This window comes from Hymenobacter sp. DG25A (assembly GCF_001280305.1).
GTDB lineage: Bacteria > Bacteroidota > Bacteroidia > Cytophagales > Hymenobacteraceae > Hymenobacter.
In genome coordinates this window covers 2,727,358-2,748,459 of record NZ_CP012623.1, presented here as the reverse complement: position 1 = coordinate 2,748,459, position 21,102 = coordinate 2,727,358, and the positions used below count along the sequence as shown (strand labels likewise).

The window sequence follows — 21,102 nt, the reverse complement described above, 5'->3', positions numbered from 1 at the left end:
CAGCAGGGGCCGCCGGGCAGGGGGGCGGGCCGGAGATTTTTACGCATGATGCATTCTTCGTTTTCAATCGGCTACTTTTGCGGCCGCAAACTTCTTTGCTTGCCCCCTGTCAATTCATTTTAACCCAACCATAAGAAACCACATGGCCACGAACCGCACGTTCACGATGATTAAGCCCGATGCCACCCAGGAAAACCACATTGGTGGCATCCTGAACATGATGGAAGAAGGCGGGTTCCGCATCGTAGCCCTGAAAAAAGTTCTCCTCACGCCAGAGCGTGCCGGTGAGTTCTACGCCGTACACAAAGAGCGCCCCTTCTACGCCGACCTGGTGAAGTACATGTCGTCGGGCCCCATCGTAGCTGCTATTCTGGAGAAGGATAACGCCGTTGCTGATTTCCGCACGCTCATCGGGGCTACCAACCCAGCTCAAGCTGCTGAAGGCACCATCCGTAAGAAATACGCCAAAAGCATTGAGGCCAACGCCGTACACGGCTCTGACTCCGATGAAAACGCGCAGATTGAAGGTGACTTCTTCTTCGCTGCCAACGAGCAGTTCTAGGCTTAGCCGCAGAAGCTGACTACAGCACTCTGTTTTGGCTTCACTATAGCTGAATCAAACAAAAAACCCGTCTGGCAAGCCGCCAGACGGGTTTTTTGTTTGCTGAAAACAGGCTGTTTATAAACTGGTTTTATACCGATTTAAAACTGGGTTATCCAGAAAGCTGCTTCTGATTCAGGGAAGCTGTATTCTCTCAAGCCAGCTGCAAAAGCTGCCGTCAGCGGGAGGAAAGATAGTAGTTGAAACTATGCCTGCTCCACTGTAAGCAGAGGTTCCACTTTTGTGGTATCAACAGCGTGCGGGTCGTGCTTGTGTTTGAACATAATGACGAACAGCACCGCAATAACCAAGGAGTAGCCGGCGAAAGAAAGCCAGATGCCGGGCCAGTCTTTAGTGTTGTCGGGGTTGGTGAAGAAGTGCTGGATAACCAGGCCGCTGACGGAGCTGCCCAATACCGCTCCAAAACCGTTGGTCATCATCATAAACAAACCCTGAGCACTGGCCCGGATGGCCGGCTTGGTTTGCGTCTCCACGAACAGGGAGCCCGAGATGTTGAAGAAATCGAAGGCCATGCCGTACACGATGCACGAGAGGATAATCATCCAGAGGCCGGAGCCGGGGTTGCCGTAGGCGAACAGGCCAAAACGCAGTACCCAGGCAATCATGCTGAAAAACATCACCTGCTTGATGCCAAAGCGCCGCAGGAAGAACGGAATAGCCAGGATAAACAGCGTTTCCGAAATCTGCGAAATCGACATGATGATGGCCGGGTATCGCACGGCCAGCGTGCCGTTGTAAGCAGAGTTCTGATCGAAATCGTGCAGGAATACGTCGCCGTAGGCATTGGTGAGCTGCAAGGCCGCGCCCAGCAGCAGCGCGAAGAGGAAGAAAACAGCCATCTTCCGGTCCTTCAGCAGCGCAAAGGAGTGTAGTCCCAGCGCATCGGCCAGCGACTTGCTGGACTGATTAGCGCCCTGCGGCGGGCAGGCGGGCAGCGTAAACGAGTAAATGCCCAGCAGGAAAGCCGCTCCGGCTGCCACGTAAAACTGGCTGGCGGAAGTTTCAATATGCAGCAGGCTCACCGTCCACATGGCCACAATAAAACCCACGGTGCCCCATACCCGGATAGGCGGATAGTCCTTTACAACATCCAGGCCTTCCTTTTTCAATACCGAGTACGACACGGCAATGGACAAGGCCAGCGTGGGCATGTAGAAAATCATGTTCAGCAGCATCACCCAGAACATGGTGCCGGGGTCGTTGACGGAAGGTACCATCATCAGCACGGCTCCGCCCAGAATGTGCAGAATGCCGAAAAGCTTTTCGGCGTTGAAGTACTTATCGGCCAGAATGCCCATGAGCGAGGGCATAAAAATGGCCGCAATACCCATGGTAGAGAAAATGGCCCCAAACTCAGCTCCCGACCATTCTTTGGTTTTAAACCAATATGCCCCAATGGTTATCAACCACGAACCCCAAATAAAGAATTGCAAGAAACTCAATACAATAAGACGCAGCTTAGTGTTCATGCGGGGCAGTTTTGGGGAAAGTAGGAGGTACGTTTTGCACCTAAAGATACAAGAAAACTTCCCAGAGCCGACAAAACAAACCCCGGTAGAAAGGGCTATTTAGGAGCAAAAGCAGCGGTTCTATCTCATGGCTTCCTGTGGGTTCAGGCAGCGTTTTACCGGCGCGGTGAGCAAAAGAAAAGCCCTTCTACCAGGGGTAGAAGGGCTTTTCGGGCTTAATAAGCCAGGTGGTTAGCGCGCAGCCTCCGTTTCAGCCAGCACCGGGTAGTCGGTGTAGCCCTGGTGGAAGCCCTCGGGGCCGGGGGCATAGAACGTAGCCTGGTCGGCCTGGGCCAGCTCAGTGCCCTGCTCCAGTCGCTCCGTGAAGTCGGGGTTGGCAATGAAGCCCCGGCCGAAAGCTACGAGGTCGGCGCGGCCGCTCTGCAGGTCGGCTTCGGCCCGCTCTACATCGTAGCCACCGCTCAAAATGAGGGTGTTCGTGAATTGCTCGCGGATGCTGGTAACCAGGGCGGCGGGCACCTCCGGGGCGCCCATGCTGCTGTGGTCGGCCAGGTGCAGGTACACCAGGTCCAGCTTTTGCAGCTCAGTGGCCAAGTGCAGGTACAGGTCGTTGAGGTCGTCGTAATTAGAGGCTACGTCGTTCATACCGCCGTGGGGCGAGAGGCGGATGCCGGTGCGCGCGGCGCCGATGGCTGCTACCGTAGCCTGGGCAATTTCCAGGGCAAAGCGGGCGCGGTTTTCGGTGCTGCCACCGTACTCATCGGTGCGCTGGTTGCTCTGGGGGTTCAGGAACTGGTCAATCAGATAGCCGTTGGCGCCGTGGATTTCCACGCCGTCGAAACCAGCTTCGATAGCCAGCTTAGCCGAGGTTACATATTCCTGCACTGCCTGCTTTACTTCCTCGGTGGTGAGGGCGCGGGGCGTTGGCTGTGGCTTCATCTGCTCCTGGTCGGTCCACATGTCGCCGGCGGCAGCAATGGCCGAAGGGGCAATGATTTCCGCGTCAGCAGCCATGTTCAGGGGGTGCGAAATGCGGCCGGTGTGCATCAGTTGTACAAAAACGCGGCCGCCTTTGGCGTGCACGGCATCGGTTACCAGCTTCCAGCCGGCTACCTGCTCCGGGGTAAACAGCCCGGGAATACGGGCATAGCCCAGGCCGTTGGCGGAAGGCGCAGTACCTTCGGTAATGATAAGGCCGGCCGAGGCACGCTGGGCGTAATATTCTGCCATCAGGGCATTGGGCACGTTACCCAGCGCGCGGCTGCGCGTCATGGGAGCCATAACTATATGATTAGAGAGGGTAAGCTGGCCCAGCTGGGCGGGCGAAAAAAGCTTAGAAGCCATATCGGAAAGTCAAAGGTTAGTTAGAATACAGACGCTATAAAGCATCAATTCATTCAAATGTTTGGATGAATTACGGGAAATTTTTTTTCAGGTTTCAGCTCAGGCCTCCTAAAAACGAAGCCAGCTCCTGCATAGCCCCCCGGTTCAGGGTTACGCTCACGCAGCGGCCGTTTTTTTGCAGCAGCACCAGGCCGCTATCGGCCAGAATTTTCAGGTGATGGGATACGCAGGGCTGCGACAGGCCCGTGAGCTCCTGTACCTGCGCAAAGGGCAGCGTGGGCTGCTGGCTCAGAGCCAGCACAATGCTAAGACGGTATTTATCAGACAGCGCCCCTGCCGATTTGGCCACAAGTTGGGTATCCATAGGGAAGAAAGATATACTGAAATGGAAAAGGATAAACGGCTATAGCTACAGGCAATAAGGGAAAGGTAAGCTTCTAATATTTTGATAAAGTTGTAGTAAGCAGAGCAACAATCACACCGAATGTTTGGTGCATAAGTGCTGCCTTTTCAGAACCTGAAAGTACAAGGAAAGTACGACGAGAACGATAAAATCTACCGGCGGGGTTCAGCGCAGACAGCGCTGAACAGAAAAACGGACCCGGCCGCATGCGCAGGCCGGGTCCGTTTATAAGTCCGCAGAAATCATCCGCAGCGGCGGATTAACCTGCCTCAGCGAAGCGGCGGTTTACTTCATCCCAGTTAATGAGATTGTAGAAGGCGGAAATATAGTCGGGACGACGGTTCTGGTAGTGCAGGTAGTAGGCGTGCTCCCACACGTCCAGGCCCAGTACCGGAATGCCTTTGCAGCCGGTGTCGGGCATTAGCGGGTTGTCCTGGTTGGGGGTAGAGCAGATTTGCACCGAGCCATCGGGCTGCTTGCACAGCCACGCCCAGCCGGAGCCGAAACGGCCCACCGCGGCTTTGGTGAATTCTTCTTTGAACTTCTCGTAGCTGCCGAAAGCCGAGGTAATGGCCTGGGCAATAGCGCCGGTAGGCTCACCGCCGCCGTTGGGGCTCATAATAGTCCAGAACATCGAGTGGTTCCAGTGGCCACCGCCGTTGTTGCGCACGGCTACCGGAGCGGCCGCAATGTTGTGCATCAACTCTTCCAACGAATGGTTTTCCAACTCCGTGCCGGCAATGGCGTTGTTGAGGTTGGTTACATAAGCCTGATGGTGCTTGGTATGGTGGATTTCCATGGTCCGGGCATCAATGTGCGGCTCAAGGGCATCGTAGGCGTAGGGTAGCGAGGGCAGTTCGAAAGCCATAGGGTAAGGAGTTTTAGTGAAGGATGGAGGGAATTAACTACTAACCGCCGCCGGGCCCTTAGGGTTACGGTGGGCGGGCAGCGGCAACGCCAAAAGTAGATTATTTACGCTTGCGGGCGAAAAACTCCTGCATCAGCGCCGCGCACTCATTAGCCATAATGCCGCTGACCAGCTCTGTGCGCGGGTGCAGCAGGTTTCCGTGCCGCCGGAAGCCGCGCTTGTCCTCGGGGGCGCCGTACACCACGCGCTTTACCTGGGCCCAGAAGCTGGCCCCGGCACACATCACGCAGGGCTCTACGGTAACGTACAGGGTGCAGTCGGAAAGGTATTTGTTGCCCACGTGGTTGGCGGCGGCCGTGAGGGCCAGCATTTCGGCGTGGGCGGTAACGTCGCGCAGCTTTTCCGTCTGGTTGTAGGCGCGGGCAATAATCTGCCGGTCCATCACCACCACGGCGCCAATCGGAATTTCCTCTTCCACCAGGGCATACTGCGCCTGCTTGAGCGCTTCCCGCATGTACTGCTCGTCAGAATAAAGGGAAAGAGTCACGGAAAAAGGATGTGGATAAGTATTGTGGATATGTGGATAATTGACAGAATAAATTTTCACATAGCAGGAAAATATTCTGCTTATCCACAAGCGGCCGGGGGCTATTTCATGGAAATGCTCTGCATAACGGCCTGCGCCGTAGGCTGCCATTTGGCCTGATCATCGGCCGGCGCCGTGAAGGTGAAGACTGTCAGCTGGTCGCCATCAATGGCATACTGCACCATCTGGTAGCGCCGGATGGGGGCCAGGTTGCCATTGCGGCGCGTGTCGGAGAGCGTAGAAACGAATTCCAGTACCACAAAGTCGCGCTTGTTGATGGTGCGGACATCTTCGGCCAGAAACTCCACCTTGGTGTACATATTCTGAATGCTGGCCTTGTAGATTTTCAGCAGCAGGCCATAGTCCTGGCTGGTGAAGGGCGTTTGCTTCTGAGCCACGCTCAGATCGATGCGGCCGCTGGGGTCGCTGAACACGGCCAGGGGCTTGCGCGGGGCCGGAAACTTGGCGGCAATGCCTTCATCAGGTAGCGGAATAAACCCAGCGGGCACGCCCAGACTAATACGGTTATTAACAGCGGTTTTCTTGAGCTTGGGACGAGGGCCGGCTAAAGCGGTCAGCGTGAGCAGCAAAACCAGGAACAGAGACGAAAAAAGACGAAGTTTCATAAGACAGGAAAGAGGAAGATGCCAGGCGGCCAAGCGCTGCGGTGCTGCAATCTGGGTGAAAAACGGGAAAAGCAGGTGCGGGCATGCGCCTTGCTAAAGAAAAGCCTCCGCAACCAGGCTGGCTGCGGAGGCTGAAAAATCGGTAACTGAAACGGTTAGCGGCGGTTCTTTTTCTTTTTGGTGTTGCTGCTGGCTACGGTGGGGTATTTAATGCGCACTTTCTTCCAGTACACGTAGTTGCCGGTTTTGGCTTCTACCAGGTAGGTGCCGGCCGGAATACGGCCCAGGTCTACGGGCTGGCCGGTGTTGTTGGCAGGGTCCAGCGGGGTGGTGTAAATCGGCTCGTTTTTGTAGTTGGTCATCACCAGCGTGCCGGGCACCGTGAACTGCTGCGTAAAGCTGAGCAGAATGGTGTTGGTACCGGCGTTGGGGTACACATCAATGCCGGAGAGGGTTTCTACTCGCCGCACGGGCCCGTTGAGCACCACGGAATCATTGCCGGAGCTCTTCGATTTTACGGAAGCATCTTCGTCCTTGGCCTTGGTTTTAATTTTGGTCTGAGCCTGTGCGGCAGAGAAGCTGAGAGCAGTAGCGAGAGCGAGAAGTGCGAAACGTTTCATAATAAGTAGAGAAGGCTAAGGAAGCGGGCATGCACCCGTACACAGCCCTTTGCAGAAGTCGGGCCAAACTTGAAAAAGTAGCTTTTTTAAGCGTATACGCTAATATTTCAACAAGTGTGACTAAGATGGCATACAACAGAAAGCCCAGTCCGTAACGACTGGGCTTTCTATCAGGTTCCGGATTCTGGTTTATACCTTTTTCTCGGTGGGCGCTTTCACGTTGTCATCGGGGTTGCGGTCTATCAGCTTATTGAATGGGTCGATGCCCACGCGCTCCGGTTTCTGGGGGGTGGTGAACTCCAGATGGTTGAGGCCGGGCTTGAGGCGCTGCTTCTGCACCAGCAGGGGCACATCCAGCCACTTGCCTTTTACTTTTTTGCGGCCCAGCACGCCCACCTCAATCAGGTCACGGGACTTCAGGTCGGCCGTTTCATTGCCGAGGGAGTCGGCGTAGAGCTTCTTGGTATCCACGGTAAACTGCACGCGGTACTGGCCGTTGGGCAGCTTGCGGTAGGAGGCCGAGTCTACCTTGTTTTCATAAAGCGTGATGCGCTCAAACAGGTCCGTCACCAAATACTGCAGCGAATCGGGCGTGTGCTTGCGCAGGTAACCCACAAACTCTACCGAGTTGGTGAACGGGGCGCGCTGGTAAGCCACTTTGTCGCGGTATTCCTTAATGGCGGCATTCACGGCCGCTTCGCCGATGTAGTCCTGCAGGGCATACATCACCAGGGAGCCTTTGCGGTAGTGGATGTAGGGCTGGTTTTCTACCAGATACAGCGGCACTTCTTTTTTGCGCTCCGTGCTGCGGCCCACCAGGTAGGTGTTCAGTTCAAACCGCAGAAACTTCTTCATTTTCTCCTCGCCGTAGAGGTGCTTCATCACCATGAGAGCCCCGTACTGGCTCAGCGTTTCCGACATAAGCGTGCCGCCCTGCACGTTGCCGCCGATAATCTGGTGGGCAAACCACTGGTGGGCCACCTCGTGGGCCGTAACGTAGAGCGGGTAATCAATGTCTTTGGGGTCGGTGGAGTCTACATCGGCAATAAAGCCGATGCTCTCGGAGAAGGGAATGGTGTTAGGAAAGCTTTGGGCGAAAGAGCTGTAGCCGGGAAACTCCAGAATGCGCACCTGCCGGTGCTGGTAGGGGCCAAAGTGCGTGGTGTAGTACTCCAGGCCCTTTTTCACGCCGGAGGCCATGCGCTTCAGGTTATACTCGTGGCCCGGCTGGTAGTAGATTTCAATGGGAATATTCTGCCACTGGTCCTTATACACGGCGTAGCGCGCCGAGAGGAAGGAGTAGAAGTTGAGGATGGGCGCATCCATCTTGTAGTGGAAATACCGGCGGCCATCTTTCGTCCACTCTTTCTGCAGGTAGCCCGGGGCAATGGCAATCTGGTCGGGCGTGGTGCTTATGGTGGCTTCAAACCGAATCCAGTCCCCGTCGTTGCCGATGTAGGTGTTCATGCGGGCCAGCGAATCGTTTACCCCGGCCATGCGGGCCTTCGGCAGCAGGCCCTGCTCTTTGCGGGTGTCATCGGAGCTCAGCTCCACGGCATCCTGGTAGCCAATGTGGGGCAGCATCTGGGAGTTGTTCACGAAGGTGCCGTTGTACACCACGTTGGTGCTGAGCTCTTCGTTTTTGAAGCCGGGATTGGTGTACGCCAAATCGAAGTTAAGCTGCACGGAGTCGCCGGGCTGCAGGGCCTGGGCCAGGCGCACAATGCGGTAATCGATGTCGCCAATCTGGTCGTGCAGCACTTCCTTGCCGGCGCGGCCCAGGGCCAGCTGCTTTATCTCGGCTTCCGAACTGCTGACGAGGTGCACCGAGTCGATGGGCTGCCCGGAGCGGTTGAGCAGCCAGTAGGAGCCCCGGAAGCGGATGTCGCGCTCCTGCGGAAACAAATCGGCCTGAATATTCACCGCCACAATGCGCGGCTGGGGCCGTTTGGCGTAGCGCTTGTAGGTTTTCTCATAGCGGGCCGTCAGCGCCTCCTCCTCATCCGAGGTGCGGTAAGAGTTGAGCACGTTGGTGTTGTAGAAGATATAAGCGCCCAGGCCGGCAAAGGCCAGCAGCGCTACACCCGCTACCACGCGCAGGGCCGGCGAAAAGCTGGAGCGCACCTGCTGCCAGCGCCAGGAAAAGCGGGTTTCGGTGCCGCGGGGCCAGAGCAGGGAGCTGGCCAGGGCCAGCAACACGGCAAACATGGCCCAGTACGCTTTAAAGGTCAGGAACGGCAGCACAAAGTGCCCGTAGCCGTTCATGGCCGAGTATGGCGTGCCGGGGGCCGAGTTGAAGGAGTACAGGTTATGCTCCAGCCCCAGCGTGCTCTGAAACAGGTTGAAGGCATAATACAGAATCATGATGAAGTGCCCGAGGTACTTGTTGTTGGCCAGCACCTGCACCAGCATGGCCAGCACGCACAACATCAGCATGCCAACCAGCCGGAAGCCGAACAGCTCTTTCAGGTACACATCCAGCTCATAGTTGAAGTAGCCTTTCAGCGTCTGCAGCAGCAGTCCGCACACCAGCACCACGGCCAGCAGCACCACCTGAATGAGCATGAGCGCGCCCAGCTTGGCCACAAACGGCACCCAACTGGGCATGGGCATGGCATCGTAAATCTGATGCACGTTGGAGTCCCGCTCGCGCCACACCAGCTCGCCGGCGTAGAAGGTGATAATGATGAGCTGAAACAGGGCAAACGTGCCGGCCAGCAGCTGCACCACCACGGGCGTAACCGGGAAGGTATTGGTGCCATACATCTTGCCCACCTGCATGCCGGAAATCAGCAAAAACAACACCCCGGCGCCTACAATACCCATAAAGTACACGCTGCGGATGGTGCTGAAAAACTCCAGCCGCACCAGGCGGCCCAGCTGGGCCCAGGCCAGGCCCGGCGTGAAAAGGGGCGTTACCTGCGGTAGCGTCAGCTGGTTGGGCCGGGCGGCCACGCCCAGGGCCTCGCCGGCCTTGGGCCGGGGGCCGGAGTCGGCTTTGTTGGCGAAGGAAAAGCGGAAGAAAACGTAGCAGGCCACCAGCGTCAGCACGCCCACGCTCATCCAGAGCAGGCGGTTTTGCAGGATGTAGGTGCTCCAGGGCATCAGCAGGGTGTTACGCTCGGCTGTTGTCCAATAGCGCTGGGTCAGGTCAATGGCGGCACCGCCCAGGGGGTCGAGCAGGCTGCGCAGGGTTTCGTTATCCATATCCTGCTGCAGGCTGCCGCTGATGGAGTACAACACCAGAAACAGCACACCGCCCAGGTAGATAGCCAGCGCCGAGCGGGTAAGCGTAGCCGCCGTAAAGAAGATGGCGCCCGTCAGAAACAGGTTGGGAATCACAATCTGCAGGTAAGGGTGCAGATAGGCCGCCAGCATGTTAGGCCCCAGCTTATCGGGGAGCATGGTGGGCCAGTACGTAGCCAGCCAGGCGCCCAGGGCTCCACCCAGAAAAACGGCCACCGTTACGATAAACGAGCCCAGAAAACGCCCGCCCAGATAGCCGGCTTTGCTGATGGGGGCGGTGTAGTAGAGGGAGTGGGTGCGGTGGTCGAAGTCCCGGTATACCGGGGTGCCCATCATGGAGGAGGTGATGAACACGCCAAACAGGCTTACCACCGTGAGAATGGTGTTTACCTGATAGGCGGAGTTGGCCAGCACCTTGCCGCTTGCGCCGCCAATGGTCACATTGGCCCCAAACACGCCACCCAAGGCCAGCATGAACAGGAAGCCCATCAGGGCCATCAAAAAGAAATAGATATAGGTTGCCGGCCGTTTCAGACGGTAACGAAGCTCAAAAAGGAAGATTTCGAGGAACATGGATTGAAGTATTCAGGGTCATGCAGAGGCGTAGCCGAAGCATCTCGCGTGCTGATGTTGCTAAACTATTTACCACACTGGCCGGCTGCATCGGCGGCGCCTCTGCATGCCGGTCTTACTAGTGCCTTTTTAGCCTTTTAGTACTTCCGAAGCCACGTTTTCGGCCGCGTGAATGCGGGCAAAGTACACGTCTTCCAGCGTCGGCTCCACGCCCTCAAAACCGTTGCCGGGCTGGGACAGGCTGTGCACGTGAATAATGGTCTGGCCGGCAAACAGGCGCGAGGAAATCACGGAAAACTGCTGTTGATACGCGGCCAGCTCATCCTTGCGGATGGTGCGCCGCCAGATCTGGTTGCGCATTTCCTCAATGGCCTGCAGCGGGTCGCCGGTGTACAGCACCTGCCCTTTGTTGATGATGGCAAACTGCCGGCACAGGTCCGATACATCGGACACAATGTGGGTGCTCAGAATCACAATGCGGTCCTCGCCAATTTCTGCCAGCAGGTTGTGGAAGCGGTTGCGCTCGGTAGGGTCCAGGCCGGCCGTGGGCTCATCCACAATGATAAGCCGGGGGTTGCCGAGCAGGGCCTGCGCAATGCCGAAACGCTGCTTCATGCCGCCGGAGTAGCCGCCCAGATTCTTGTTGCGCACATTGTAGAGGTTGGTCTGGTGCAGCAAGGCATCCACTACCTGCCGCCGCTCACTTTTATTGCTGATGCCTTTGAGCACCGCAAAGTGCTCCAGCAGCTCGGCCGCCGTTACTTTGGGGTATACGCCAAACTCCTGGGGCAGGTAGCCCAGCACCTGTCGTACTCTCTCCGGCTGGTGCAGCACATCAATATCGCCCAGCTGAATGCTGCCGGCATCGGCCTCCTGCAAGGTGGAAATGGTGCGCATCAACGAGGACTTGCCCGCTCCGTTGGGGCCCAGCAGGCCAAACATACCCGGCTCAATGCGTAGGGAAACATTGTTGAGGGCCTTGGTGCCGTTGGGGTACGTCTTGGAGAGGTGGTCGATAACCAGTTCCATAGTTTATAAAAGTGTTAGGGTTGAGGAGCGGGAGAAGGAGACGAGGAACTGATAATAGGTTGCAGCCACTAATAGGCTAGGATAATGGAAGTTCCCGGCAAACATAGGGAATTGTATATGCCTTCTGCAGCTTTTTTTGCCTATTTCATCTAAGAATAACTACACCACCAGGTGGCAAAGCGGAAAAGGGCCCGGCGCCAGGTAAAATGTGCCTGCTTGCCAGCCGGGGTGTGGTGCGCCCGCCCCGGTCTTCTATCTTTGCGGTGGGCCGCCGGCTCTTTTCATCTGAATATCTCTATTATGCTCCGTACGCACACCTGCGGCGAACTTCGCCCCGACCATATTGGCCAAACCGTTACGCTCTGTGGCTGGGTACAGCGCACCCGCGACGCTGGCGGTATTTTCTGGATTGTGCTGCGCGACCGGTATGGCCTCACCCAGCTGGCTCTGGAAGAAGGCGTGGAGAGCGAAGAAATCCGCGCGAAAGGCCGGGAGCTGGGCCGCGAATTCGTGATTAGCGTGACGGGCAAAGTGGCCGAGCGCTACTCCAAAAACGACAAAATGCCCACCGGGGCCATTGAAATCAGGGTGGAGCAGCTGGAGGTGCTGAACCCCGCCAAGCTGCCGCCTTTCCTGATTGAAGACGAAACCGACGGCGGCGACGACCTGCGGATGAAATACCGCTACCTGGACCTGCGCCGCAACCCCGTGCGCCAGAACCTGATGCTGCGCCACCGCGTGGCCCAGGCCACCCGCCGCTACCTCGATGGCCAGGAGTTCATCGAAGTGGAAACCCCCGTGCTCATCAAAAGCACCCCGGAAGGCGCCCGCGACTTTGTGGTGCCCTCCCGCATGAACCCCGGCGAGTTTTACGCCCTGCCGCAGTCGCCCCAGACGTTCAAGCAGCTGCTGATGGTGTCGGGCTTCGACCGCTACTTCCAGATTGTAAAATGCTTCCGCGACGAAGACCTGCGCGCTGACCGCCAGCCGGAGTTCACGCAGATTGACTGCGAAATGTCCTTTGTGGAGCAGGAAGACATCCTCAACACGTTTGAAGGGCTGGTGCAGTACCTGTTCCAGGAAGTGAAAGGCCTCGATATTGGCACCCTGCCCCGCATGACCTACGCCGATGCCATGCGCTATTACGGCAACGACAAGCCCGACACCCGCTTCGAAATGAAGTTTGTGGAGCTGAATGACCTGGTAAAGGGCCAGGGTTTCCCAGTGTTCGATAACGCCGGTCTGGTAGTAGGCATCAACGCCATCAACTCCGCCGTGTACACCCGCAAGCAGCTGGATGAGCTGACGGATTTCGTGAAGCGCCCGCAGGTGGGCGCCACCGGCCTGGTGTACGCCCGCATCGAGCCCGATGGCGCCGTGAAATCATCGGTTGACAAGTTCTATTCCCAGGAAGAGCTTCAGAAGTGGAAAGCCGCTTTCAACGCCAACCCCGGCGACCTGCTGCTGATTCTGGCCGGCGACCCCAACAAAACCCGCAAAGCCCTAAGCGAGCTGCGCCTGGAAATGGGCCAGCGCATGGGCCTGCGCGACAAAGACACTTTCTCGGCTCTGTGGGTAGTTGATTTTCCGCTGCTGGAATACATTGAGGAGGAAGGCCGCTACTTCGCCATGCACCACCCCTTCACTTCGCCCAAGCCCGAGGACGTAGCGCTGCTCGATAACCCCGACACCATCGGGGAAGTACGCGCCAACGCCTACGACATGGTGATTAACGGCGTAGAAGTGGGCGGCGGCTCCATCCGTATTCACGACCGCGCCGTGCAGGCCCGCATGTTCTCGCTGCTGGGCTTCTCCGATGAGGAAGCCAAAGCGCAGTTCGGCTTCCTACTCGATGCCTTTGAGTATGGCGCGCCACCCCACGGCGGCATTGCCTTCGGCTTCGACCGCCTCTGCTCGCTCTTCGGCGGCGCCGATTCCATCCGGGACTTCATTGCCTTCCCCAAAAACAACTCCGGCCGCGACGTCATGATTGATTCGCCTTCCCAGATTTCGGAGGCGCAGTTGAAGGAGCTGAGTATTAAGACGGCGGTGGTAGCCAAGTAGCCCTTGCTGTTGCAGTAAAACAGGCTAAAAGCCCGGCTAAAAATTTAGTCGGGCTTTTTGTTGCGTAGTTGAAAAACATTTAGACATTTGCCTAAATAACTAATCAATCTTGAACGCACTCTTCAAAGCTCTTAATGACCCCACGCGCCGCGCCATTCTGGAGCTGCTGCGCGAACAGCCGCGCACGGCCGGGGAAATAGCCAACCACTTCCAGTTCTCGAAGCCCACCATCAGCCACCACCTCGATTTGCTACGGCAGGCCGACCTGGTGAGCAGCGAAAAGCAGGGGCAGTTTATCCGCTACACCTTAAACATGACGGTGATGGATGAGCTGCTGGGCTGGCTTTTGCAATTCAAATCATAACTCTGTTTCGTATCCCATGAAAGCTGCCTTTTCCATCTGGAGTCTGTTTACGCTGTTGCTTGTGCTGCTGCCTTCGCTCTATTTGTTTTATACCTGGCCCAGCCTGCCGGCGCATATTCCCACGCACTTTGGTATGGGAGGCAATGCTAATGGCTATACCAATAAAGAAAACATGTGGCTGCTATGCACCTTGGCGCCCCTTGGCATCTGCCTTCTACTCTGGTTTACCCCGCGCTTAGACCCTAAGCGGCGTCTGAATGCCGGCAGTGCCAATTACCAGAAGCTGATGTTGGCCTTGGTAGGTTTTATGAGCGGTTTGCTGGTTTACATTTTGTATCTGGCAATTCATCCGCAGGAAAAGGCAGGGCAGGGTATGGCCATTCTCATGGGGTTATTCTTTATGTTGATGGGAAACTACCTGACTACCGTGCCGCCCAACTATTTTATGGGCTTTAAAACCCCGTGGGCCCTGGAGTTTCCCCTGATTTGGGCCCGTATTCATCGGGTAGGGGGCTGGATGTTTTGTGTAACCGGCTTGCTTAGCTCCCTGCTGGCCGTGTTATGGTCGGTGCCGGTAGCTACGGGAGTATTAATTGCCGGGGTGCTGGCAACGGTTATAGTGGTCTATGGCTACTCTTATTACTTATATCAACAGGTAGGTAAAGCAGCCTAAGGCACTACTAAGCAGGCAAGTTGGCCTGATAGCAGAATAGGAAAACCCTTGGGGAGCAGGAGTAGCGCTAGTCGCCTATTTTGCTAGCTTTGGCAAGCCTGGCCGGCACTGGGGGCAGGTTTGCCAAATCTGCATGAACCGTAGCTTTCTACCTGTTCTCTTTTTGTCTTTTCTGGTCCTGTTGGCGGGTATTGCCACTGCCCAACCCGCCATGCCCCTCACGTTCCGCACGCTTACGGCCGAGCAGGGCCTGTCGGAAAACAGCGTGTACAGCATGGCCCAGGACCGGCGCGGCTTTCTATGGCTGGGCACGCAGGATGGCCTGAACCGATACGATGGCAGCACCTTCAAAGTCTTCCGCAACGACCCGCAACAGATTGGCAGCCTGAGCAGCAACTTCATTCTGGCGCTGACCGTGGATGCGCAGGGTGCCCTGTGGATTGGCACCGGCGGGGGCGGCCTCAACCGCTTCGACCCCGTAACCGGCAAATTCCGGGTGTTCAAGCACCAGGAAGGCCAGCCCGGCACCCTGACGGACGACTTTGTGCGCACCGTTTTCTGCGACCAGGCCGGCACGATATGGGCCGGCACCGAAGGCGGCCTGCATCGCTACAACCCCAAAACCGGCCGTTTTCAGCTGTTTAAGCAACCGGGCAGCACTTCTACTAACCCGCGTATTAACTCTATCCGGGCTATTGAGCAGGATGCGCAGGGCCGGATCTGGGTAGGCACCGGGGCCGGCCAGGTGGCCCACCTGGATATGCAAAGGCAGCAGTTAGCGGTGCACCCGGCATGGTCTTCGGCTTCCTCCGTCACCTCCCTGCACCCCGACCGGGCCGGCATGCTCTGGATTGGTACTGAAACCAACGGCCTGCGCCGGGTTTCGCTCACCGGCAACCAGCCCATGAGCACCTGGCGGGTGGAAGCCGGCAACCCCCGCAGCCTTCGCAGCAATGAGGTGCGGGCTCTGATTGAAGACCGGCAGGGCCGCCTGTGGGTGGGTACCACCGAAGGTCTGCATCTGCTGAATCGGGCAACTAACGATTTTACCGTCTATCAGCAGCGCCCCGGCAATAACTTCTCGCTGCCCAATAATACGGTGCAGGCACTGTTTCAGGACCGGAACGGGCTGCTTTGGGTGGGTACCGATGCCGGCGTCAGCTCGTTTGCGCCCCGGCCCAACGCCTTTGTGCCCGTGCCCATTACTACGGGGCCCGAGCCCGTTTGGGCGGTAGCCGAAGATGCCCGGCGTCGCCTCTGGGCTGCTACTGAAAATCAGGGGGTTATCTGCTATGATCCGGCCACCGGGCAGCGGCAGGCTTACCGGCACAAAGCCCGGCAGCCGCAAAGCCTGAGTGAGGATTTTGTGCGGGCGCTGTGCTTTGATGCCGAAGGGCGTCTGTGGATAGGCACCCAGCGCAGCGGCCTCGACTGTCTGAACCCCACCACCGGTAAAATCACCCACTTCCGCCATCAGCCCGCCAACCCGCATAGCCTGAGCGATAATGCGGTGCGGGCCATCAGCCGCGCCAGTGGGGGCCGGCTCTGGGTGAGTACGGAAGGCGGTCTGAACCTGCTGGACCCCACCACCGGCAACTGCACCATATTCCGCGACAACCCCCAGCAGCCTGCCACCAGCCTGGGTACCAACTACGTGCGCCTGGCGTACCAGGACCGCCAGCAGCGCCTGTGGGTAGGCACTGGGGGCGGCGGACTGGTGCTGCTGGATGCCGCCACCGGCCGGTGCGTGCCCTACCGCAACATTCCCGGGAAAACCCGCAGCCTGAGCAGCAACTTTGTGCGGTGCATTCTCCAGGACCGCAAAGGCACCCTGTGGGTAGGAACCGAAGGCGGCGGCCTCAACCGGCTGGATGACGCCCGGCGCGGCCTGTTCACCACCTTCCGGGAGCCCCAGGGCCTGCCCAATGACGTGGTGTATGGCATGCTGGAAGATGAGCGCGGCAACATCTGGGTTTCTACCAACCTGGGCATAGCCTGCTTTACCCCCGCCACGCAACGCTTCCGCACCTTTGATACCCGCGACGGCCTGCTGCAGGATGAGTTCAACGCCGGCTCCTACCTGCGGGGCGCCGATGGGCAACTGTATTTTGGGGGCAGCAATGGGCTGCTCAGCTTCCGGCCCGCTACGGTGCCGGCCAATACGGTAGCCCCGCCGGTAGTGCTCACCGAGTTTCGGAAATTCAACCGGCCCGTACCTCTGGATACCAGCATTACCGAGCGGCGCACCCTGCGCCTGGGCCCGCACGATAACTTCTTCTCCATCGGGTTTGCGGCCTTAAACTATCAGCTGCCCACAAAAAACAGCTTCCAGTATAAGCTGCACGGCTTTGATGAGAAGTGGATTGAGGCCGGCGCCCGCCAGGAGGCTACCTACACCAACCTGGACCCCGGCACCTACACCTTTCAGGTGCGCGCGGCCAATAATGATGGCGTCTGGAACCAGCAGGGGGCCCGGCTGAAAATCATGGTTACGCCCCCGTGGTACCAGACGTGGTGGTTTCGGGTGGTAGCCAGCTGGGCGGCTATTGCCTTGCTGTTTCTTTTGTACCGGGTGCGGGTGCGGCAGCTGCTGGCTCTGGAGCGGGTGCGCCACCACATTGCCCGCGACCTGCACGATGACATGGGCTCCACGCTCAGCAGCATTTCCATTTTAAGCCAGCTGGCCCGCAACCATCAGCATGAAAACCGCCCGGACCAGGCAGCCGCCCTGCTGGACCAAATTGGGGAAAGCTCGCGCCGGATGCTGGATTCCATGGATGACATTGTGTGGGCCATCAACCCGGCCCACGACTCTATGGAGGCCGTGACCACCCGCATGCGCATTTTTGCCTCCGAGGTGCTGGAAGCCCGGGGCATCGACTTCTCCTTTACCGTAACGCCCGAGGTGCAGGGCCTGCGCCTGCAGATGCGGGCCCGCCGGGAGTTTTATCTGCTCTTTAAAGAAGCCATCAACAACCTGGCTAAGTATGCCCGGTGCCAGCACGCTACCATTCACCTCGACCACCAGCACAACCGCCTGCTCCTGACCGTGCGCGACGACGGCGTAGGGTTTGATATGAAAGCGCCGGCCCAGGGCAGCGGCAACGGCCTGGCCAATATGCGGGCCCGCGCGGCGGCGCTCCACGGCAAACTTGAAATTAAAACGGCCCCCGGCCAAGGCACCGAGCTGCGGCTGAGCGTGCCCTTAAGCAGCTAAACCGGCCGGTAGCTCACATTATTATGTGAAACCGCCCCGGCGGCCGATCCAGTATCTTCGATAAAATCTCTGTCCGCACTTACTTTCCTCTTTGCCATGGATAAGCCCACCCGCGTTCTGATTTATGAAGACAACGCCGACCTGCGCGCCAGCCTGAGTCAGCTGTTGGGGGGCTCGCCGGGGCTGGAACTGGCCGGAGCCCTGAGCAACTGCACCCAGGCCGAGGCCGATATGGCCCGCCTGCTGCCGGATGTGGTGCTGATGGATATTGACATGCCCGGCATTACGGGCATTGAAGGGCTGCGCCGCATTAAAGCCACTACCCCTCAGGTAAATGTGGTGATGCTCACCGTATTCGATGAAAACGACCGAGTATTCGATGCCATCTGTGCCGGAGCCGATGGGTATTTGCTGAAGAAAACGCCGCCGGCCAAACTTCTGGAAGCCATTGGCGAGGTAAGGGCCGGCGGGGCGCCCATGACGCCTGCCATTGCCCGGCAGGTGCTCAAGCTGTTTCCGCGCGTGCTGCCCCGCGCCGTGGCCGAGGAGTCGCCGGCCAACCTGAGCGCCCGGGAGCAGGAGATTCTGGGGTTGCTGGTGGAAGGCTACAGCTACAAAATGATTGCCGCCGACCGCGGCATCAGCCTGGATACTGTCCGCTCGCACATCAAGAAAATCTACGAAAAGCTGCACGTACGCTCCATGACGGAGGCCGTAAGCAAGGCGCTCCGCCAGGGCCTGACCTAAACAGGGGAGCAGCGTATCACATGTTCATGTGATTGACAAAGCCAATAAAGAAGCTCAACTTACCCTTACCACTGGCTCCGGCAAATCCGGGTCGTAACGGAGGGTTCCGGAGCCGGTGGACTTGCCTATGAAACCAGCCACTTCGTCCGCGTCTAGTACCATTGCCATCATGTTACTAGGCTTGTGGATGCTGCATAAGCCTGCCCTGGCCTAGCTGCCCGGCCGCCTTTTGCTTGAAGTGACCCCGGTACCGGTGGGCACTCCACCCGTACGCCCGGCTCAGGACGAGTATCTTGAGCCGGGCGTTTCTGTGTTATCAGATGGAGGCGGTTACCGGGCCAGCACCAGCCGGCTATGGTAGAGCTGGTCGTTTATTTTCAGCTCGCACACATACAGGCCATTGTCCAGCCCGGCACCGTTAAGCTCCAGCTCATGCTGGCCGGCCGGTAGCTGGCGGGCGGGCACCTCCCGCACCAGGCGGCCCCCCAGGGCAAAGAGGCGAACGGCCACGGAGGAGGGTTCCGCTACATTCAAGTGCAGGATGGCGGATGTGGAGAAAGGATTGGGGAAAAAGCTGAAGACTACATTCCAATTAAAGCCCGGGTGCGACGGTTGGCCAACCTGGGGTTCGCCCGGCATAGCGCCCACAAAGAAGGAGCGCATCATATCATGGTCTTCGTGGGAGAGAATATGGCAGTGCCAGGCGTATAGCCCGGGTCTGTCAAAGGTGGCCACCAGGCGGGTAACCTCGCCGGGGCGTATGGGGTAGGTGTCCTTTTTGCCGGCCTGCCCGCTTTCCGGCAGCTTCAGCGGCCCTTGCAGCTGCACCTGAGAGAGGGCGCCGTTTTCCGGATTGATGGTGCCCGTAAATGCCTGGGAGCTGAGCACCCGGAATGACACCAGGTGCAAATGAATGGGGTGGGCATCTTCCGTCAGGTTATAAATCTCCCAGATTTCTGTGCTGTTCAGGGCCGGGTTTTCCGTAATCGGGTCATCGAATTCCATAACCCCGCCCTCCATGGTGCCCAGCATGGGTTTGAGGCGACCATATTCATCTTCGCCCTCAAACAGAATCAGCTTTCTGACATTCGTAGCGGTGGGAATGCCGGGCAGCGGGCTGCGCAGGGATGCCGGCACGGGCGTGAGCGGATAGGCCGTGTTCAGGGGCACACAAACCTTAAACGCCATAATCTGCGCCGGGGCATCATCCGCATCTACCGGGTCGCCGTCCGGGAAAGGTATGGCGGCATTGTTGGTGATGATGATGGTCTGGCCCCGCAAGGCGGCCGCGGAGAAATCCAGGATAACTTCCTTCCGCTCGCCGGGGGCCAGCAGCAGCTCGCTCTGCTCCACGGGTTTCGGCAGCAGGCCATTGTCGGAGCCGATTTGCCACATCTTCAGGCCCTGCGTCAGCTGCATATTATAGAAGCGGGAGTCGGAGCCGTTCAGCAGCCGGAAGCGGTACTGCCGGGGTTCCACTTTCAGAAGGGGCCAGGCTTTACCGTTTACCAGAATAATATCCCCAAAAAACTCGGGCAGGACGCTGGGCGCGGGTTGCCCGGGCTCCTCCGGCTCCGATGGATAAAACAGCTGCCCATCCGCGGTAAACAGCCGGTCCTGAATAGCCAGGCCGATATCATAGGGGCTAGCCGGCAGCTGGTTGCTTTTTTGCAGCCCTTGTTCCACCTCATCGGTCAGCAGATAGAAGCCGGCCAGGCCCGCATACACGTTCAGGCGGGTGAGGCCCTGGGCGTGGTCGTGGTACCACAGGGTGGCCGCCTCCTGGCTGTTATCATAGGTATACGGTATCTGCTCACCCTTCCGGTAAATGGGGCCTTTGCTGCGGGCATAAGGCGTGTACCAGGCCTGGGAGAGGCCGTCGCTGACTGATTCGGTGTGGCCGCCGTGCAGGTGCGTCACAATGGGTACGCCCGGCGTAGGCGGCGCGGCCCACTCAATGGATTTATCGATGGGTAGTAAGTGGGGCAGCGGCTCTCCGTTGGCCTTTACCAGCCGGTTGAGCCACCTTACCCGGATGGGCTGGCCTTTTTTGGCCAGCAGGGTGGGGCCGGGATACTGGTGGTTATAGCCCCATACGGTAGTCCGGATGGGCTGGCCGTTGTCATCCTTCAGGCCCAGGCCTAGGTCCTGCTGAAACTGCGAAATGGTCATAGTCACAACCCCATCCCTCGGGCCGGTTGCATTAATGACGGTAGGAATGGGCAGCGGGTTAACAAATTTTGGCACCGCGGCCGGGGAAAGGAGGGGTTGTGCCTGCCCCGCCGCGCCCAATAGCAGATAGGCCAGCAGAAGTAACAGGCCCCGGCGAATAGGTTGATGATGTAGCGGTTGCATTTTTAATACCTGATTAAATTTTGTACATATCACGTCATCAGTTAATTACAGGAATCTCCTGTGCGGTTAGGGAGAGTATATTTAAAATATATAATAAATAGTATATAGTAAATGATATAAATCATGGCAAAGGCTGGTTGGGGTGGGCCGCATGGCCCGGAGCCATGGCTAGCGCTGCCTGGCTGCCTGGCCGCGCCTGAGGCAGTAGCCGTGTGCTTCTGGAAACGGGCGCTGGTGGGCAGGCGGGCCGCGGCAGAATTTTTAGCGTGCAGCTTGCTAAAAAAAGTATCTTCGGA

The 21,102-nt window shown here is 58.0% G+C and carries 16 protein-coding genes; 6 read left to right on the top strand and 10 right to left on the bottom strand.

What is annotated here, in order from left to right; genetic code table 11:
- The first annotated feature begins 142 nt into the window (after positions 1-142).
- Complete coding sequence (locus AM218_RS11765) at positions 143-562, top strand: nucleoside-diphosphate kinase (RefSeq protein WP_054414039.1); 420 nt, start codon at positions 143-145, stop codon at positions 560-562.
- 245 nt (positions 563-807) lie between these two features.
- Here AM218_RS11765 and AM218_RS11760 read toward each other — a convergent pair whose 3' ends face one another.
- The 9 genes from AM218_RS11760 to AM218_RS11720 all read right to left on the bottom strand — a co-directional run bounded on the left by AM218_RS11760 (position 808) and on the right by AM218_RS11720 (position 11,386).
- Entirely contained in the window at positions 808-2,091 is a 1,284-nt protein-coding gene (locus tag AM218_RS11760) for a nucleoside permease (RefSeq protein WP_054414038.1), read from the bottom strand.
- Between the two features lie 231 nt (positions 2,092-2,322).
- A complete protein-coding gene (locus tag AM218_RS11755; RefSeq protein WP_054414037.1) occupies positions 2,323-3,435 on the bottom strand; it encodes an alkene reductase in 1,113 nt (370 codons plus the stop codon).
- Between the two features lie 94 nt (positions 3,436-3,529).
- Positions 3,530-3,799 (bottom strand): ArsR/SmtB family transcription factor, encoded by a 270-nt coding sequence (locus tag AM218_RS11750; RefSeq protein WP_054414036.1) that lies wholly within the window; start codon positions 3,797-3,799, stop codon positions 3,530-3,532.
- Between the two features lie 298 nt (positions 3,800-4,097).
- Positions 4,098-4,706 (bottom strand): superoxide dismutase, encoded by a 609-nt coding sequence (locus AM218_RS11745; RefSeq protein ID WP_054414035.1) that lies wholly within the window; start codon positions 4,704-4,706, stop codon positions 4,098-4,100.
- Between the two features lie 100 nt (positions 4,707-4,806).
- Entirely contained in the window at positions 4,807-5,253 is a 447-nt protein-coding gene (locus AM218_RS11740; RefSeq protein WP_262489774.1) for a nucleoside deaminase, read from the bottom strand.
- A gap of 101 nt (positions 5,254-5,354) precedes the next feature.
- Entirely contained in the window at positions 5,355-5,918 is a 564-nt protein-coding gene (locus tag AM218_RS11735; protein ID WP_071843773.1) for a DcrB/PsbP domain-containing protein, read from the bottom strand.
- A gap of 155 nt (positions 5,919-6,073) precedes the next feature.
- The gene (locus AM218_RS11730) at positions 6,074-6,538 is read right to left on the bottom strand and encodes a T9SS type A sorting domain-containing protein (RefSeq protein WP_054414032.1); all 465 of its coding nucleotides are present in this window, start codon (positions 6,536-6,538) and stop codon (positions 6,074-6,076) included.
- Between the two features lie 189 nt (positions 6,539-6,727).
- The gene (locus tag AM218_RS11725) at positions 6,728-10,357 is read right to left on the bottom strand and encodes a M1 family aminopeptidase (RefSeq protein ID WP_054414031.1); all 3,630 of its coding nucleotides are present in this window, start codon (positions 10,355-10,357) and stop codon (positions 6,728-6,730) included.
- A 129-nt stretch (positions 10,358-10,486) separates the two neighbouring features.
- Positions 10,487-11,386: an ABC transporter ATP-binding protein gene (locus AM218_RS11720; protein WP_054414030.1), complete on the bottom strand. Its 900-nt coding sequence runs from the start codon at positions 11,384-11,386 to the stop codon at positions 10,487-10,489.
- 300 nt (positions 11,387-11,686) lie between these two features.
- Between AM218_RS11720 and aspS the strand changes: the two genes are divergently transcribed.
- From aspS to AM218_RS11695, 5 genes are all read left to right on the top strand, one after another.
- Positions 11,687-13,450 carry an aspartate--tRNA ligase gene (gene aspS, locus AM218_RS11715; protein WP_054415550.1) on the top strand — a complete coding sequence of 588 codons (1,764 nt, stop codon included), beginning with the start codon at positions 11,687-11,689 and terminating at the stop codon, positions 13,448-13,450.
- A 109-nt stretch (positions 13,451-13,559) separates the two neighbouring features.
- Complete coding sequence (locus tag AM218_RS11710; RefSeq protein ID WP_054414029.1) at positions 13,560-13,814, top strand: autorepressor SdpR family transcription factor; 255 nt, start codon at positions 13,560-13,562, stop codon at positions 13,812-13,814.
- 16 nt (positions 13,815-13,830) lie between these two features.
- Positions 13,831-14,487 carry an SdpI family protein gene (locus AM218_RS11705; protein WP_054414028.1) on the top strand — a complete coding sequence of 219 codons (657 nt, stop codon included), beginning with the start codon at positions 13,831-13,833 and terminating at the stop codon, positions 14,485-14,487.
- A gap of 163 nt (positions 14,488-14,650) precedes the next feature.
- Positions 14,651-17,704: a sensor histidine kinase gene (locus AM218_RS11700; protein ID WP_054414027.1), complete on the top strand. Its 3,054-nt coding sequence runs from the start codon at positions 14,651-14,653 to the stop codon at positions 17,702-17,704.
- Positions 17,705-17,800: 96 nt separating this feature from the next.
- Positions 17,801-18,451 (top strand): response regulator, encoded by a 651-nt coding sequence (locus AM218_RS11695; protein WP_054414026.1) that lies wholly within the window; start codon positions 17,801-17,803, stop codon positions 18,449-18,451.
- 330 nt (positions 18,452-18,781) lie between these two features.
- On the opposite strand, the gene AM218_RS11690 is transcribed toward AM218_RS11695, so the two are convergent.
- Positions 18,782-20,806 carry a multicopper oxidase domain-containing protein gene (locus AM218_RS11690; RefSeq protein ID WP_054414025.1) on the bottom strand — a complete coding sequence of 675 codons (2,025 nt, stop codon included), beginning with the start codon at positions 20,804-20,806 and terminating at the stop codon, positions 18,782-18,784.
- Positions 20,807-21,102: the final 296 nt, after the last annotated feature.